The following is a 16,710-nucleotide window of genomic DNA, read 5'->3' on the forward strand; positions in this document are numbered from 1 at the left end:
GTTCATGAGCAACGTATTTGACGGGCGGCAATGCACGCTCGGTGAAGGACCGCTTTGGCATCCCGAACGCCGGCAACTCTACTGGTTCGACATCCTGAACAGGCAATTGCTGACCCGGCAAGACGAGACTGAAAGGTCGTGGCAATTCGACGAATATGTCTCGGCGGCCGGGTGGGTCAGTCGCACTGAAATGCTGATTGCAAGTGCCAGCAGGCTCTTTCTCTTTGATCTTGAAACCGAAGCCCGGACCAAGTTGTGCGACCTTGAGGCGGACAATCCGGTAACACGGTCCAATGATGGCCGCGCGGATCCGAAAGGCGGGTTCTGGATCGGCACGATGGGAATTGAAGCCGAACAGGGGGCAGGCGCAATTTACCGGTTTTTCAGGGGCGAATTGCGCAGGCTCTATAGCGGGATCACGATTTCCAACGCGATCTGCTTTTCTCCGGACGGGACGACGGCCTACTTCGCTGATACCGCAACTCAGACGATCCAGCAGGTTTCACTGGACGAAGAAGGGTGGCCTGCCGGAACCCCGACCTTGTTCGCAGATCTTTCCGGAGATGGTTACAATCCCGACGGTGCAGTGGTTGATGACGAAGGTCATCTGTGGAATGCGCAGTGGGGGGCAAACCGCATCGCAAGGTATGATCCGAACGGAAATTTTGTCGAAGACATCGCGGTCCAGGCCGCACAGGTCTCCTGCCCCGCCTTTGGCGGCACGGATCTTCAGACCCTGTTTGCAACGACTGCGGCCGAAGGCCTGGAAGGCATATGGGAAGGCAAGACATTCTTTGCCGAGACGAACGTCCGCGGACAGGCCGAACACCGCGTCATCCTCTAGGAAGTCACATGAAGCGCACGCTTGGAACCTGTTATTATCCGGAACACTGGCCGGAGGAAATGTGGGCCGCGGATGCGCGCCGCATGGCGGATGCCGGGCTGACCTGGGTTCGCATAGGTGAGTTTGCCTGGTCGCGTCTGGAACCCTCCCCCGGCGATCTGCAGTTTGAATGGCTTGACCGTGCGATCGACGTACTCGGCCAGGCAGGGCTCAAGATCGTACTGGGCACGCCAACTGCAACACCGCCCAGGTGGCTGGTCGCAAGACACCCCGGCATGCTTGCCCTTGATGCCGACGGCCGTCCTCGCGGCTTCGGCTCGCGCCGTCACTATTGCTTCTCCCATGAAGCCTACCGGGAAGAATGCGACCGGATCGTCCAGCTGTTTGCGAAGCGATATGGCGGCAACAGGCATGTTGCCGCCTGGCAGACCGACAATGAATACGGCTGCCATGATACGACGCTCTCCTATTCCGCGGCAGCCTGTGAGGCTTTCCGCGAGTGGCTCAGGGAAAGGTACGGGTCAATCGAAGCCCTCAACCGGGCATGGGGCAACGTCTTCTGGTCGATGGAGTATGGCTCGTTTGACGACATCGACTTGCCGAACCTGACGGTCACGGAACCGAACCCATCACACGCGCTCGCGTTTCGCCGGTTTTCCTCCGACCAGGTTGCAAGCTTCAACAGGCGCCAGACGGATATCATCCGAACCCATTCGGATGCTCCGATCGGTCACAATTTCATGGGCCGGATTACCGAATTCGATCATTTCAAGGTTGGCGACGACCTCGATATAGCGACCTGGGACAGCTACCCGCTCGGCTTCCTGGAAGACAGGGTTGGCGCAGATGAAGCGCATCAGCGGGCTTTTGCCCGCCAGGGAGACCCGGATTTCCAGGCCTTCCATCACGACCTCTACCGGTCTGTCGGCAAGGGTCGGTGGTGGGTCATGGAACAACAGCCTGGCCCCGTTAACTGGGCTCCCTACAACCCGGCACCACTGCCCGGCATGATGCGCCTGTGGGCGTGGGAAGCCTTCGCTCACGGTGCGGAGGCAGTCTGCTATTTCCGCTGGAGGCAGGCTCCATTCGCCCAGGAACAGATGCATGCCGGAATGCTGCGTCCGGACAATGCCGACGCGCCTGCCTTGCTTGAAGCCAGACAGGTCGCGGAAGAACTACAGGATACGCCTGACGTTTTCATCGCACGGTCCGAAATTGCCCTGATCTTCGATTTCGATGCAGATTTCGCCTGGGCGACCCAGCCGCACGGGGCCGGTCTCAACTATTTCCAGATCGTGTTCGACACCTACAAGGCGCTGCGAAAACTGGGACTTTCGGTCGATATCATCCGCGCTGAGACACGCGATTTCTCCAGCTACAAACTGGTTCTCGCCCCAGGCCTCATTTACATGCCGCAGGATCTGAAGAGCGCATTGTCGGAGGCAGATGCCCACGTTGTTCTTGGGCCGCGAACAGCCGCGCGCACCGCAGATATGGCGATACCCGTCCCATTGCCGCCGGACATGCCCGGCCTCGATGTGACCGTTTCATGCGTTGAAAGCGTTCGCCCGGACATGCCGATGCCGCTGAAAGGTGGCGGCAGTTTCGTCGGCTACCGGGAAGAACTCGAGGGATCAGCGGACATTGTTCTGGAGACGGAAGCAGGCCAACCGGCAGCAATGCGGTCAGGCAACCTGACCTATGTTGGCGGCCTGTGTGACGAAAGCGCCTCGACACGCCTGTTCAAAAACCTCTGCGCCGAAGCGGGAATACCGACCATGCCCCTGACTGGCGGCGTGCGCTGCCGCGAGGCGGGCGATCTCAGGATCTGGACCAACTATGGCTCGGAACCTGCCGAGACGCCGGCAGGCCGGATCGAGGCGGCCGGTGTGCTCTTTGAGGAGCTTTGAAAAAGCCACTCCATTTCAAGAGCACCGCTCCCGCGTGAACCGGAGTTTCAAGCCGCTTCGCCATCCATGAGTTGCCGGATGATCGCGGTGTAATTGTCGACACCCTGCGCGCCGGTAATAAGGTGGCGCCGTTCGAAAACAACCGCCGGAACACCCTGGATGCCGTTCTGCGTCCAGAAGGTTTCTTCCTGGCGAACTGCGTCCGCATACCGGTTGTCTTCCAGAACATTGAGTGCTTCTGCCCGGTCAAGGCCGACACTTTCTGCAACATCCGCCAGCACCGTTTTATCGTTCAAGTTCAGTCGCTTGGCAAAATAGGCTTCGAAAAGTGCCATCTTCAACGGATGTTCCTTGCCTTCATGCGCCGCCCAGTGCAGCAACTGATGCGCCTCGAACGTATTCACCATGCGCATGTCGTCGGTGAAGTTGAAATCAAAGCCGAGTTCCCTGCCGATTTCGGTCAGCCTGTCGCGCGCACTCTGGGACTGCTCCTCCGTAGACCCGTATTTGCGCATGATATGTTCGCGCAGGTTCTCGCCTTCGGCAGGCATTTCCGGATTGAGTTCGAACGGATGCCATTTGACAGCTGCCGTCACACCTGTTTGCTCGATCGCCTTTTCCAGCTGTTTGAAGCCGACGATGCACCAGGGACAGACAACATCGGAGACGATATCGATCTGCAGGGCATCTTCCATGTCGAGGTCTGAAATTTCACTCATTCGGGATTCTTTCTTTCAGTGCACAATCAAAGTGTAGCATCACCTTTTGGCGGCGGGTTCCAACCACGTTCGGTCCGTTCATGGCGATCGTCGCCTTGTTCGGCACGCATGATTTCGTAAAGCGTTTCGGAATGGGCACGCATGGCATCAATATAGGACTTGTCGACACCGCCATCGTTATAGTTTTCGCGTAATCCCTCCAGCATTTCACGATCGTGATTGCGGAAATTCTTCGCCCGGGTCCGGGCACGAAACGGGTGCGATCCAAGCTCGATCAACGCGCGGCGGCCAAGGGCCAGCGCTCCTTCAAAGAGTTCACGCTCGGCACGGTGAGCCCCCGCCATTTCAAGTTCATAAACATGGTGGCGGTCTCTGGCCCGCGCAAGGATCCTGACCTTCGGATAGGTTTTCGCGACATGTTCGACCACCATGGTCTGCTTGTCCCGGTCATCGATCGCTGCAACGAAAAGATCTGCTTCGCCGAGCCCGGCACCATGCAGAAGATCGGGCCGCGTGGCATCGCCGTAAAAGGTCCTCATGCCGATCCGACCAAGGTTTTCTACCGTTTGCGGATCATGATCGAGAATGACAACATCGTAGCCACTCGTCAGCAGCAGCCGGGAGACGATCTGCCCGAAACGTCCCATTCCGGCCACAACCACCCGCCCCCTGCTATCGATCACATCCGGCTCACGCTCGGATTTCGAAACGGCTCTCGGAGCAACCACTTTCTCATAAAATATGAAAAGTGCCGGCGTGAGCAGCATGGTGATGGCGACAACCAGTGTCATCGTCTGCAGAAGGGTTTGCTCCAGGACACCGGCACCGGATGCAGATCCGAACAGCACGAATGCAAATTCGCCCGCCTGCGCCAGGCCAAGCGCAAACAGCCAGCGGTCCGCGCCCCTGAGCCTGAAAACCGTTCCAAGCGCGAACAGTAGTCCGAACTTTACCGCAATCAGACCGATGGCAAGCCCGAAAATGGTTACGGGCGCGCCGAACAGCAGGTCGAAATCGATACCGGCGCCCACCGTCAGGAAGAACAGGCCCAGAAGCAGTCCCTTGAAGGGTTCGATGTCGCTTTCCAGTTCGTGGCGATAGTCACTGTCGGACAGGACAACGCCGGCCAGGAACGTGCCGAGCGCCGGTGACAGGCCGACAAAATCCATCAGGAGGGCGATGCCGATCACAAGCAGCAGAGCCGTTGCGGTAAAGATTTCGCGCAGATGCGCCTCGGCGATGAACCGGAATACGGGCCTGAGCAAATGACGGCCGGCAAAGATGATCGCGGCAATCACTGCCAGAATGATCAATGCCTGGGCCCAGCCGGGCAGCGCCGCCAGGGCTTCCCCGCCATGGGCGGCTGCGTCGCCGTGCTCGCCGCCGGCATGAGCCTCGGATCCGCCGCTGGCTCCATGAGCGCCTGCTAGGAGTGGCAGTATGGCCAGCATCGGAATGACGGCAATGTCCTGCGTCAGAAGAACCGAAAACGAATTCTGGCCACCTTGTGTTTTCATCCAGCCTTTTTCATTCAGCGTCTGCAGCACGATTGCGGTGGAGGAAAGCGCCAGGATCATGCCGAGCGCAACGGCGCTTTGCCAGGTGAGTCCCGCAGCAAGACCGATACCGGCAAAGACTGCTGTTGTTCCCACAACCTGGAGACCGCCCAGACCGATCAGCTGCTGACGCATTTTCCAGAGCATCGCCGGCTTCAGTTCAAGCCCGACGAGAAACAGCATCATGACCACACCGAACTCTGCAAAATGCTGCACTTCGGTGGTCTCGGACCCAACGACACCCAGAACCGGACCGATGACGACGCCGGCAATCAGATATCCCAGGACGGAGCCGAGACCGAGCCGGTTTGCCAGCGGAACGGCGATGACGGCCGCGCAAAGATAGACGAATGCATCGCTGAGCAACCCCATCAGCCGGCCTCCCCTTTTAAGATGAAATCGTCCAGAACGTCGCTCAACAGCGCTGCTTTCGCCGCCTTTTGAAGATCGAACCGGTCTGCGACGAGAGCCTTGAGAAGGTCATCATAGGCGTTTCGATGCACATCAAGGCGATTGTCCTGAACAGCGCGCCCGGCACCGAACATGACAAACGGCGCAAGATAACGCATGCCGCAGAGATCCGCTGTCTTTTCGAATGGTGCGAGCAAGCTTCTGAGATCCAGATGATTCATGCCGTCCGTTGAATAGGCATTCGGCTTTGCACCGGTGGAAATCGCATTCAGGAATGTCTTGCCGTCCAGTGAGTGGCCATGAAGACCGTAGGCAAAGCCGTGTTCGAGGACCAGGTCTTGCCACTCCTTCATGATCGCCGGCGCAGAATACCAGTAGAGGGGATGCTGAAAGATGATGACATCATGAGCGACCAGCCTGGCCTGCTCCCTGTCGACGTCGATATCGAAATCCGGATACTCCGCATAGAGGTCGACAGCCGTGACGCCCTGAACCGCCTGTGCCGTTTCAAACAATGGATAATTCACCTCTGACCTGTCCGGCCTTGGATGTGCGAAAAGAACCAGTACCTTGGCCAAGAAAACCCCCGTTTCTCCAGATGTCCCGGGCGGCTTTACCACCCGGTATTCATGACAACCAAACTACCGCCCATCGGAAAGCGGATCTCAAGGCCCGTCCGGTTCTCAAGGGGAGGATAGTGAACACTCAACCGACCCGTCGGCCGCCTGAAATCCATTCCGGCATTTCCTGAGGTTATAGGAGCCGGTGACGCTCCGACAATCGTTATGTATTCCTCAAGTCGCTGGCAAGCATGCGGCATGCACCACCGGGGTTCAAATGGATCCGCACCGGGTTTGCCGCTTGAACGACCACTGGTTTTTGGATCACGTGTGGAGAACACAGGGTGGCCGACCGCAATTTGAGCTTCGAACCCCGGGACTGGAGCAGAACCCGCCCGAATCTCAGAGGGTGCTGATCTGAACGCGGCTCCCGGTCTCGCCGGATTTCGCGATCGCGTGGATAACGGCCTCAAAGTGGAGCGCATCCTTGAAGGACGGTATCGCCTGACGGTCTTCCACGATGGATCGAAGCAATTCGTGGACTTCGATCACCTTGAGGTCGTTGAAGCCGAGCTGATGACCTGCCGCCGGCACGAACTGACCATAGGGAGGATGCGCCGGACCGCTCAGCAGGGTCTTGAAGCCCTGTTCCGCAAGAGGACCCCGGTTCTGGTAGAGACGCAACTCGTTCATCCGTTCCTGGTCGAAGGTGATCATGCCTTCCGTACCATGGACTTCAAACCCGATGTAACTCTTGCGTCCCCAGGCACTGCGAGACGTCGAAACGACGCCGTGTACACCGTTTTCAAATGTCAGCAGTGCGGAGGCGATATCCTCGTTTTCCACTTCACGGCGCTCGCTGGACCCCTCGCCCACCGGCCGTGTCGCATGAACGGTTTTCGTTTCCGCGACGAGGCTTTCGATCGGGCCGACGAGAGCGGCTGCCAGGGAAATCAGGTGGCATCCCAGATCGCCGAGCGTTCCAAGTCCCGCGTCAGCCTTGGTTGCCCGCCATGTCCATGCAAGTTCGGGATCAGCCTGATAGTCCTCGTCCACCATGCCCCGGAAATGAACCACCCGGCCGATCGCGCCATCGGCGATCAGTTTGCGCGCATGGCCAATTGCGGGATTGTGAAGGTAGTTATAGCCCACGATTGTCCTGGCCCCGGAGCCTTCGGCAACGGTCAGCAGTGCCTTTGCGTCCTCCAGCGTGAGGGCCATGGGCTTTTCAAGGTGCACGTGCTTGCCCGCAGCCAGGGCCGCCAGGGCCATTTCCTTGTGCACCTTGTTGGGCGTTGTGATGCAGACGATATCGACATTGGGATCTGCAACAAGATCTCTCCAGTCGGCTGTTCCCCTGGCAAATCCGAACTGGTTCGCGAAACTGTCGGCCTTGTCGGACGGCACGTCGCACAAAACCTCGAGACGAATATCCGGCACGTCGCCGAAGACAGCCTTTACCGACCCATAGGCCAGCGCATGACACTTGCCCATGAATCCTGTGCCGACAAGTCCGACGCCAAGACTGTTCATCCCGTGGTTCTCCCGTTTCTGCGACCAGCCTGACCCGATCGCCGATCGCCGTCACCCGGAAGAGACGCACAGCGCTTTCTCGGGACGATGACTGCTTGTTCCGATTGTTCAGGCCATCCGCCGCGACCGACCTGAGTGTCCGCCTCGGGAGAATGCCCGTTTGCAGTTGGTCTAGACTTCATCCAACCCGACCGACCGCCGTTCTGCGACCGACTTCAGGGCCGCTTCTGCCAGTGTCAGAGCCTTGAGGCCATCTTCACCTGACGGATAGGGGGCAACCTTGTTTTCAATGGAATTGACAAAGGCGGCAATTTCCGCCGCATAGGCTTCGGTGTATCGCGTCATGAAGAAATCGTGCAGTGGCGGCCTCGCGTAACCTTCTGCCGTAGCGACTTCGATGCCGACCGGACGCTGGTTTTCCGCGGCGACTGCTCCCTTTGATCCATGCACTTCGATGCGCTGGTCGTAACCGTAGGTCGCCCGTCTGGAATTGGATATCGAACACTGCTTGCCGGAGGCCGTCATCAGTACCACTGTCGCGCTGTCATAATCACCCAGTTTTCCGATTTCCGGATCGACCAGGACGGACGCGGTCGCGTAGACCGTGGAGATCTCTTCGCCCAGCAGAAAACGGGCAATGTCGAAATCATGGATAGTCATATCGCGGAAGATGCCGCCGGAGGACTGGATATAGGTTGGCGGAGGCGCCCCCGGGTCGCGGGAAATGATCTGGACCATCTCGACATCTCCGATACGGCCCTCGTCAATTGCCTCGCGCACGGCCCGGAAGTGTGGATCGAACCGGCGGTTGAAGCCGAGCATCAGCACCGCGCCACACTCCTCGACCGTCTTGAGGCAGGACTTCGTGCGTTCCAGAGACAGGTCGATCGGCTTTTCACAGAAGATCGCCTTGCCCGCGCGCGCGAATTGCTCGATCAGGTCCGCATGCATGTTCGTCGGTGTGCAGATGATGACGGCATCAACGTCGTCTGCCGCCGCTATCGCGTCTATCGTGCTCACACGGGCGCCATGTTTTCCTGCAAGAGCAATGGCGGCATCTTCAAAAGCATCGGCAACTGCCACCAGGTTGGCGCCATCCGTCGCACCGACAGCCTTTGCATGAACCTTTCCGATACGTCCGGCCCCAAGCAGGGCGACATTCACGGTCATGATGTTTCCTTTCAAGACTAAAGGGCGCGGAATCGGCCCAAACGGCGGCTTGCCAATTTAGAATAAAAATTCCAAAATCACTTTCCACGGAATGTGTCAAGTCGGAAAAGAACCATACAATGAAAGATGCCAAGCAGGATACTGACGAATCTCGGAATGAGAACGGTTCAGCTCCCGACACGATAGATGCTTTTTTCAATCGCCTTGGCAATTCGGCCGACGACCTTCCGAAACGATTGAAACAGTTTGCGGATTTCATTGCAGCCAATCCCGACCGTGTTGCCGTTTCAACCGTCGCCGAATTGGCCGAAGGTGCCGATGTCCAGCCCTCTGCCGTCATGCGTTTTTGCCAGGAAATGGGGTTCACGGGCTTTTCCCAGATGCAAAAGCTTTTCCGATCCGGCTATTCCCGGAAATGGCCGGACTATGCAACGCGTCTCGACAAACTGCGCGAACACGGCGCCGAATCCCCGTCGGCCCTGCTTGCGGAATTCGTCGAAGTCGGGCGGGCATCTCTTGAAAACCTGATGACCACGGTAGAACCGCGGTCTCTTCAACAGGCCGTTGATGTTTTGGCCCGCGCGGAAACGATCCATATGATCGGCTTTCGCCGCGCGTTCCCTGTCACATCCTATCTTGCTTACGCCTTTGAGAAAATGGATGTCCCCGCGGTCCTTCACTCCGGGCTCGCAAATATCAACATGGAACATCTGATCAGACCCAATGACGCCGTGATCGCCGTCACGTTCGCCCCTTACACCCAGATGACACTCGATATTGTCGCAAGAGCCCGCGAAACTGGAGCGGATATCGTGGCGATCACCGATATGGTCACAAGTCCGCTTGCACGCTTCAAGGCTATCCAGCTGCTGGTTTCCGATCTCGACGTCGGTGCGTTCCGTGCTTTGTCCGCAAGTCTTTCTCTTGCAATCACTTTGGCCGTTTCCGTGGGTGCGCAGCGCAACAGAATAAATTGATTTTAGAAAAAATGTGTTGCAATCAATAAATTTTAGAATTTATATTCCATTTGTGGCCGGGACCTCCCGATGCCACCTTTGATTTCTGAAATCGCGGACGGGAGACTTGGTCCGCGAAATTGTTCTGGGAGGAACGGATGAAGAAGACATTGTTTGCGATGGCTGCAGCAGCTGTTGCATTTACGGGTTTGTCGACACCGGCTCTGGCTGAAGGGGAGCGTTTTGTTCTTGTCAGCCATGCGCCTGACAGCGACAGTTGGTGGAACACGATCAAGAACGGTCTGGCTCTTGCGGGTGAGCAGGTTGGTGCGGAGGTTGAGTATCGCAATCCGCCGACGGGTGACATTGCCGACATGGCGCGGATCATCGAGCAGACGGCGGCGTCCAACCCTGACGGCATCATCACCACGCTTGCCGATCCTGATGTTCTGAGCGGCCCGATCCAGAATGCGGTTGCCAAGGGCATTCCGGTGATCATCATCAACTCCGGCACGCCCGAGCAGGCCGCCGAGGTTGGCGCGCTGATGTATGTCGGCCAGCCGGAATATGATGCCGGTCTGGCGGCTGGACAGCGCGCCAAGCGGGATGGTGTTGGTTCGTTCCTGTGTGTGAACCACGTTGTATCGAACCCGGTTGTCGGCGAGCGCTGCCGCGGTTTTGCCGACGGTCTTGGTGTTGATCTTGGCGACAGCATGATCGACAGCGGCCAGGATCCGGCCGAGATCAAGAACAAGGTCAAGGCGTATCTGTCTGCCAATCCGGACGTGGACGCGATCCTGACCCTCGGCCCGACCTCTGCGGACCCGACCATCGGCGCTCTTCAGGACATCGGCAAGGCCGGCGAGATCTATTTCGGCACGTTCGATCTGGGCACCGAGATCGTCAAGGGCATCAAGGACGGCACCATTCAGTGGGGCATTGACCAGCAGCCTTTCCTGCAGGCCTACCTGCCGGTGATCGTTCTTGCGAACTACCAGCGTTTTGGGGTTCTGCCGGGCAACAACATCAACTCCGGCCCGGGCTTCATCACCAAGGATGCCCTTGCCAAGGTTGAAGAGTTTGCCGGCGAGTATCGCTAGGAGCGTCTTGTGACCGCCGCGCGGCGGTCACCTGGAGAGGCGGCGCGCTGCCTCTCCGTTCAGGGCACGGGCCCGAACCGGAACGACCGCGTTTGCAGGTCCGTTTCCTGGGACAGCACACAAGAGACCGGGCTGGCGCTGTCCCGCCTTGTCGACCAACCCAGGACATAAAGGTCTTGCGGCAGGGCCGCAGTGAAGCGGCCGGCCACACGGCACGCAGGAGGAAATCCATGGCTGAGTCCCAACCGACCGCCGCGCCTCAAAAGGATGAACGCGTCCGCGAGATGTCATCCTTGCGCAAGGCCCTGATCCGTCCCGAGCTGGGCGCGATCTGCGGCACAATACTCGTTTTCGTGTTCTTTCTCAGTATTGCCAGCGACAGCGGCATGTTCGCGCCTGAAGGCATTTTCAACTGGGGCACGGTTTCCGCCCAGTTCGCCATCATCGCCGTCGGCGCCTGTCTGTTGATGATCGCGGGCGAGTTCGACCTGTCCGTCGGATCGATGATCGGCTTTTCCGGCATCATCATTGCCCTGATGAGCGTCCAGTGGGGCTTTCCCACCTGGTTTGCCATTCTGGTCGCCTTTGCCCTGGCGCTGGCCATCGGCGCCCTCAACGGCTATCTGGTGGTCAAGACCGGCCTGCCCTCCTTCATCGTCACCCTGGCCTTTTTGTACATCCTGCGCGGTCTGACGATCTTCATTGCCATTGCCACCACCCGCAAGACCATCATCGGCGGCGTCAAGGATGCGGCCGAGGGCGATCCCATCGCCTGGCTCTTCGGCGGCAAGGTCTTCAACTGGCTGTTCGTCTGGCTGGCCGATCTGGGCGTGGTCGGCAAGTTCGTTGCCGGTCCCAAGGCCGGACAGCCGGTGGTCGAGGGCATTCCGATGCTGATGATCTGGGCCCTGATCCTGATCATCTTCGGTCATTTCCTGTTGACCCGCACCAAGTTCGGCAACTGGATCTTCGCCTCCGGCGGCGATGCCCAGGCGGCCCGCTATGTCGGTGTGCCGGTCAACCGGGTCAAGATCTCGATGTTCATGTTCACCGCCTTCTGCGCCACCATCTTCGCCACCTGCCAGGTGATGGAGTTCGGCTCTGCGGCCGCCGACCGCGGTCTGCTCAAGGAATTCGAGGCCATCATCTCCGTCGTCATCGGAGGGGCACTGCTGACCGGTGGCTACGGCTCGGTCATCGGCGCCGCGCTCGGCGCCCTCATCTTCGGTGTCGTCCAGCAGGGCCTGTTCTTTGCCGGCGTCGAGAGCTCGCTCTTCCGCGTCTTCCTCGGCGTGATCCTGCTGCTCGCGGTGATCCTCAACACCTATATCCGCCGCATGATCACGGGAGAACGTTGACATGAGCGATGCACTGATCGAACTCGTCGACATCCAGAAGCACTTCGGCCCGGTCATCGCCCTCAACGGGGTCACCGTGTCGGTCAAGGCCGGAGAATGCCACTGCCTTCTGGGCGACAACGGCGCGGGCAAGTCGACCTTCATCAAGACCATGTCCGGTGTCCACAAGCCGACCCATGGCAAGATCCTCATCGAAGGCAGGGAAGTAAACTTCGAAAGCCCCCGCGATGCCATGACCGCCGGCATCGCCACGGTCTACCAGGACCTGGCGATGATCCCGCTGATGTCGGTCACGCGAAACTTCTGGATGGGACGCGAGCCGGAAAAGCGGATCGGCCCGCTCAAGTTCTTCGACTTCACCAGGGCCAACCAGGTCACCATGAGCGAGATGGCCAAGATGGGCATTCATCTGCGCTCGCCAGACCAGGCCGTCGGCACCCTGTCGGGCGGAGAACGCCAGACCGTCGCCATCTCAAGGGCGGTCTATTTCGGCGCAAAGGTCCTCATCCTCGACGAACCGACCTCCGCCCTCGGCGTCAGACAGACATCAAACGTGCTCGCCACAATCGACAAGGTCCGCAAAAAGGGCATCGGCGTTGTCTTCATCACACACAACGTGCGCCACGCAATGGCCGTCGGGGACCGGTTTACGGTCCTGAACCGGGGAAAAACCCTCGGCACAGCAGAACGCGGAAACATACAGGCCGAGGAACTGCAGGAACTCATGGCTGGCGGTCAGGAACTCGCTCAACTCGAAGGTTCTCTCGGCGGAACTGTCTGAGTGAAGAATAATTGACGGGATAAAGTCGTGAAAAAACTCGATGTCATCACCATCGGCCGCTCCTCGGTCGATCTCTATGGAGCACAGGCCGGCGGCCGCTTGGAGGATATGGCATCCTTCAACAAGTATATCGGCGGTTCGCCCACCAACATGGCGACCGGGACGGCGCGGCTCGGCCTGAAGTCCGGGCTGATTACCCGGGTTGGCGATGAACACATGGGGCGCTTTATCCGTGAAGAACTGGAGCGGCACGGCGTGGAAACACGCGGTGTCGTTACGGACAGGGAGCGCCTGACAGCCCTTGTTCTGCTCGGCATCCGGGACCAGGAACAGTTTCCGCTCATTTTCTATCGCGAGAACTGCGCCGACATGGCCCTGTGCGAAGATGATATCGATCCGCAGTTCATTGCCTCTGCAAAGGCCGTGGTGGCAACAGGAACCCATCTGAGCCATCCGCAAACCGAAGCGGCGGTGACGAAAGCCCTGACACTCGCCCGCGATGGTGGTGGCCGGACAGCACTCGACATCGACTACCGGCCCAATCTGTGGGGGCTTTCCGGGCATGGTGACGGTGAAAACCGCTTCATTGCGTCCGCCAAGGTCACCGAGAAACTGCAAGCAACATTGCATCTCTTCGACCTGATCGTCGGCACGGAAGAGGAATTCCACATTGCCGGCGGCACAACCGACACGGTTCAGGCCCTCCGGAACGTGCGCAAGGTGTCCGGGGCAACACTTGTCTGCAAACGCGGACCCATGGGAGCCACCGCATTCGAGGGCGGCATCCCCGATAGCCTCGATGACGGTATTTCCGGGCCCGGTTTCCCCATTGAAGTCTTCAATGTTCTGGGCGCTGGCGACGGCTTCATGTCAGGCCTTTTGAGAGGCTGGATAAAGGGCGAGGACTGGGTCACCAGCCTGACCTACGCCAATGCCTGTGGCGCCTTCGCTGTCTCCCGTCACGGCTGCACGCCGGCCTATCCGAGTTGGGAGGAACTCCAGTTTTTCCTGAAACGCGGCGTAAAGACGAAAGCGCTGCGCAAGGACCCGGAACTGGATCAGATCCACTGGTCGACCAACCGGCAATTTTCCCATGGGGGTGACTGGTCGACCATGCGCGTGTTTGCCTTCGATCACCGCATCCAGATCGAGAAGATGGCGGATGAAGCAGGCGTCACCCATGAGCACATCGGATTTTTCAAGAACCTGTGCCTCGACGCGGCGCTCAGCGTTGCACACGACCGGTCAGGCTACGGCATCCTTTGCGACAGCCGTCACGGCCGCGACGCGCTTTACCGGGCCGCCGGAACCGGGTTGTGGATCGGTCACCCTGTCGAATGGCCGGCCTCGCGTCCACTCACCCTGGAACCCGAAATCGGTCCTGATTTCGGTGGTCTGGCGGAATGGCCCACCGAACACGTGGTGAAAGTGCTGTGTTTCTATCACCCGGACGATTCCGAAGAGATGAGAACCGAACAGGAAGATATCCTGAAACGACTGTTCGCGTCCTGTCGGCGCAACCGCCTCGAGTTGCTGCTGGAAGTGATACCGTCAAAGGTCGGCGCAATCGACGACGACACGACCGCAACAATCATTCGGCGCATGTACGAGATCGGCATCTATCCGGACTGGTGGAAACTCGAACCCATGACCTCAAAAGAGGCCTGGTCGAAGGCCTGTGCAGCGATCACCGACAACGACCCCTACACACGGGGCATTGTCGTTCTTGGTCTCGATGCACCTGAAGATCAGTTGGCGGCAAGCTTTGCCCAGGCTGCTCAGTTTCAACTCGTGAAGGGATTCGCGGTTGGCCGCACGATCTTTGCCGATGCCGCCCGCAAATGGCTTGCGAACAGGATGACAAATGAAGAAGCTGTCGCGGATATGAGCAGTCGCTATGAACGGCTTTGCCACATCTGGGACGAAGCACGCAGCAAAGCGCGGCTGAACGAACCTCAAGGAATTCACGAATGAGCACGATCCGCCTCACCGCCGCACAGGCGATGGTCCGTTACATGGCGGCGCAGATGACTGAGGACGGCAACCGTTTCATTGACGGCGTTTGGGCTATTTTCGGCCACGGCAATGTCGCCGGCCTTGGAGAGGCACTTGAACAGGCGGGCAATGCGCTGCCCACCTGGCGCGGTCAGAACGAGCAGACAATGGCTCATACGGCAATCGCTTATGCCAAGGCCAACAAGCGGACCCGCGCAATGGCCGTCACGTCCTCCATCGGCCCGGGAGCGACCAACCTTGTCACCGCAGCAGCTCTCGCCCATGTCAATCGACTTCCCCTGCTCCTGATTCCCGGTGACGTCTTTGCAAACCGCGCTCCGGACCCGGTTCTGCAACAGGTGGAGGACTTTGACGACGGTACGGTGTCGGCGAATGACTGTTTCCGTCCCGTGTCGCGTTACTTCGACAGGATCAGCCGACCTGAACACCTGCTGACGGCCTTGCCGCGCGCGTTTCAGGTCATGACCGATCCTGCCAATTGCGGACCGGTCACACTTGCATTCTGTCAGGACACCCAGGCCGACGCTTTCGACTACCCGGAGAGCTTCTTCGAGCCGAAGGTCTGGCGCATTCGGCGCCCGGAGCCTGACAGCCGTGATATCGACGACGTCGCAGCGATGATCAAGGTTGCGGACAATCCGGTCCTGATATGCGGTGGCGGTGTTGTCTATTCGCAGGCAGAAGAGACGCTCGCGGATTTCGCAACCCGGCACGGCATTCCGGTCCTGGAGACACAGGCCGGCAAATCCGCCCTGGCCCAGTCCCATCCGATGAACTTCGGTGCGGCAGGTGTCGATGGCGCCGAGTGCGCCAACAAGCTGGCTGAAGTTGCCGATCTTGTCATCGGTGTCGGTACACGCTTTCAGGATTTCACCACCGGATCCTGGGCCTTGTTCAAGAACTCCGGCCGCAAACTCGTGTCCATCAACGTAAAGGGCTATGACGCCTGCAAGCATGGTGCCACAGGCGTTGTCGGCGATGCCAAGGCCGCGCTTGAGAAGATCTCCAGTGCACTCGGAGATTACAACAGCGGCGCCTTCGACCCGCAATCCCGTCTTGACTGGCTCGCAAGGGTCGATGCCCATTGCACCGCCCGCACAAATATCCCGGAAGACTGTCTTCCGCTCGATGCGGAAGTCATCGGTGCTGTTCAGCGCACCGCAACGCACAAGACCATCGCCATGTGCGCCGCCGGCACCATGCCGGGAGCGCTCAAGCTGCTGTGGCAGGCACCGCAAGGCGGTTACCACATGGAGTATGGGTATTCCTGCATGGGATATGAAATTGCCGGAGCCCTGGGTGTCAAACTGGCGAAACCGGACCGGGATGTTGTCTGTTTTGTCGGAGACGGTTCCTACATGATGGCCAATTCCGAACTGGCCACTGCGGTCATGCGCCGGGTCCCTTTTACGGTCGTTCTAACCGACAACCGAGGTTATGGCTGTATAAACCGACTTCAAATGGGCACCGGTGGAGAGCAGTTCAACAATCTCTATCAAAACTGCAATGTCGAAGTTCAGCCGGATATCGACTTTGTCGCCCATGCTGCTTCCATGGGTGCGCACGCCGCAAAGGCACGGGACATTGCGGATCTGGAAGTCCAGATTCTGGCCTCCCGTGACCGGGCGGTCCCGACCGTCATCGTTATCGACACCGACCCGATGCACGGCCCGGGTGAGAACGGTGGTGGCCACTGGTGGGATGTTGCCATCCCAGAGGTTTCTTCCCGCGAGGCGGTCAGGACCGCGCGCGAGGGTTATGTGGCGGCGTTGAAGCATCAGCGCGCCGCGGATTAA

13 protein-coding genes are annotated in these 16,710 nt (G+C 59.0%); 8 read left to right on the forward strand and 5 right to left on the reverse strand.

From position 1 onward, the window contains the following. Positions 1–4 precede the first annotated feature (4 nt). Together LA5095_RS07815 and LA5095_RS07820 are read left to right on the forward strand one after the other, a co-directional pair. Positions 5–844: an SMP-30/gluconolactonase/LRE family protein gene (locus LA5095_RS07815; RefSeq protein ID WP_055113659.1), complete on the forward strand. Its 840-nt coding sequence runs from the start codon at positions 5–7 to the stop codon at positions 842–844. Positions 845–852: 8 nt separating this feature from the next. Then, the gene (locus LA5095_RS07820) at positions 853–2,754 is read left to right on the forward strand and encodes a beta-galactosidase (protein WP_055113661.1); all 1,902 of its coding nucleotides are present in this window, start codon (positions 853–855) and stop codon (positions 2,752–2,754) included. Between the two features lie 47 nt (positions 2,755–2,801). On the opposite strand, the gene LA5095_RS07825 is transcribed toward LA5095_RS07820, so the two are convergent. The 5 genes from LA5095_RS07825 to iolG form a co-directional block, all read right to left on the reverse strand. Continuing rightward, positions 2,802–3,473, reverse strand: coding sequence for a DsbA family oxidoreductase (locus LA5095_RS07825; RefSeq protein WP_082442651.1), 672 nt, complete (start codon positions 3,471–3,473; stop codon positions 2,802–2,804). A gap of 26 nt (positions 3,474–3,499) precedes the next feature. Continuing rightward, a complete protein-coding gene (locus tag LA5095_RS07830) occupies positions 3,500–5,401 on the reverse strand; it encodes a monovalent cation:proton antiporter-2 (CPA2) family protein (protein ID WP_055113663.1) in 1,902 nt (633 codons plus the stop codon). After that, complete coding sequence (locus tag LA5095_RS07835) at positions 5,401–6,018, reverse strand: NAD(P)H-dependent oxidoreductase (protein ID WP_055114283.1); 618 nt, start codon at positions 6,016–6,018, stop codon at positions 5,401–5,403. The genes LA5095_RS07830 and LA5095_RS07835 overlap by 1 nt, the downstream gene beginning before the upstream one ends. A gap of 384 nt (positions 6,019–6,402) precedes the next feature. Then, positions 6,403–7,533: a Gfo/Idh/MocA family protein gene (locus LA5095_RS07845; protein ID WP_055113668.1), complete on the reverse strand. Its 1,131-nt coding sequence runs from the start codon at positions 7,531–7,533 to the stop codon at positions 6,403–6,405. Positions 7,534–7,704: 171 nt separating this feature from the next. Further along, positions 7,705–8,703, reverse strand: a complete 999-nt coding sequence (gene iolG / locus LA5095_RS07850; protein WP_055114285.1) for an inositol 2-dehydrogenase — start codon at positions 8,701–8,703, stop codon at positions 7,705–7,707. 119 nt (positions 8,704–8,822) lie between these two features. On the opposite strand from iolG, the gene LA5095_RS07855 reads away from it, so the two are divergent. The 6 genes from LA5095_RS07855 to iolD all read left to right on the forward strand — a co-directional run bounded on the left by LA5095_RS07855 (position 8,823) and on the right by iolD (position 16,710). Next, entirely contained in the window at positions 8,823–9,680 is an 858-nt protein-coding gene (locus LA5095_RS07855; RefSeq protein ID WP_055113670.1) for a MurR/RpiR family transcriptional regulator, read from the forward strand. 137 nt (positions 9,681–9,817) lie between these two features. Next, a complete protein-coding gene (locus LA5095_RS07860; RefSeq protein ID WP_055113422.1) occupies positions 9,818–10,759 on the forward strand; it encodes a sugar ABC transporter substrate-binding protein in 942 nt (313 codons plus the stop codon). A gap of 230 nt (positions 10,760–10,989) precedes the next feature. Continuing rightward, positions 10,990–12,117 carry an ABC transporter permease gene (locus LA5095_RS07865; RefSeq protein ID WP_055113424.1) on the forward strand — a complete coding sequence of 376 codons (1,128 nt, stop codon included), beginning with the start codon at positions 10,990–10,992 and terminating at the stop codon, positions 12,115–12,117. 1 nt (position 12,118) lies between these two features. After that, positions 12,119–12,898, forward strand: coding sequence for an ATP-binding cassette domain-containing protein (locus tag LA5095_RS07870; RefSeq protein ID WP_055113425.1), 780 nt, complete (start codon positions 12,119–12,121; stop codon positions 12,896–12,898). A 27-nt stretch (positions 12,899–12,925) separates the two neighbouring features. After that, positions 12,926–14,872, forward strand: a complete 1,947-nt coding sequence (locus LA5095_RS07875; RefSeq protein WP_055113671.1) for a bifunctional 5-dehydro-2-deoxygluconokinase/5-dehydro-2-deoxyphosphogluconate aldolase — start codon at positions 12,926–12,928, stop codon at positions 14,870–14,872. Then, positions 14,869–16,710: a 3D-(3,5/4)-trihydroxycyclohexane-1,2-dione acylhydrolase (decyclizing) gene (iolD, locus tag LA5095_RS07880; RefSeq protein WP_055113673.1), complete on the forward strand. Its 1,842-nt coding sequence runs from the start codon at positions 14,869–14,871 to the stop codon at positions 16,708–16,710. The genes LA5095_RS07875 and iolD overlap by 4 nt, the downstream gene beginning before the upstream one ends.

This window comes from Roseibium album, from assembly GCF_001404515.1.
GTDB classification, from domain to species: Bacteria; Pseudomonadota; Alphaproteobacteria; order Rhizobiales; family Stappiaceae; genus Roseibium; species Roseibium album.

Coding starts and splice junctions, on each gene's coding strand:
- iolD (WP_055113673.1), top strand. CDS start 14,869: ATGAGCACGATCCGCCTCACCGCCGCACAGGCGATGGTCCGTTACATG.
- iolG (WP_055114285.1), bottom strand. CDS start 8,703: ATGACCGTGAATGTCGCCCTGCTTGGGGCCGGACGTATCGGAAAGGTT.
- LA5095_RS07825 (WP_082442651.1), bottom strand. CDS start 3,473: ATGAGTGAAATTTCAGACCTCGACATGGAAGATGCCCTGCAGATCGAT.
- LA5095_RS07855 (WP_055113670.1), top strand. CDS start 8,823: ATGAAAGATGCCAAGCAGGATACTGACGAATCTCGGAATGAGAACGGT.
- LA5095_RS07865 (WP_055113424.1), top strand. CDS start 10,990: ATGGCTGAGTCCCAACCGACCGCCGCGCCTCAAAAGGATGAACGCGTC.
- LA5095_RS07820 (WP_055113661.1), top strand. CDS start 853: ATGAAGCGCACGCTTGGAACCTGTTATTATCCGGAACACTGGCCGGAG.
- LA5095_RS07845 (WP_055113668.1), bottom strand. CDS start 7,533: ATGAACAGTCTTGGCGTCGGACTTGTCGGCACAGGATTCATGGGCAAG.
- LA5095_RS07870 (WP_055113425.1), top strand. CDS start 12,119: ATGAGCGATGCACTGATCGAACTCGTCGACATCCAGAAGCACTTCGGC.
- LA5095_RS07815 (WP_055113659.1), top strand. CDS start 5: ATGAGCAACGTATTTGACGGGCGGCAATGCACGCTCGGTGAAGGACCG.
- LA5095_RS07860 (WP_055113422.1), top strand. CDS start 9,818: ATGAAGAAGACATTGTTTGCGATGGCTGCAGCAGCTGTTGCATTTACG.
- LA5095_RS07830 (WP_055113663.1), bottom strand. CDS start 5,401: ATGGGGTTGCTCAGCGATGCATTCGTCTATCTTTGCGCGGCCGTCATC.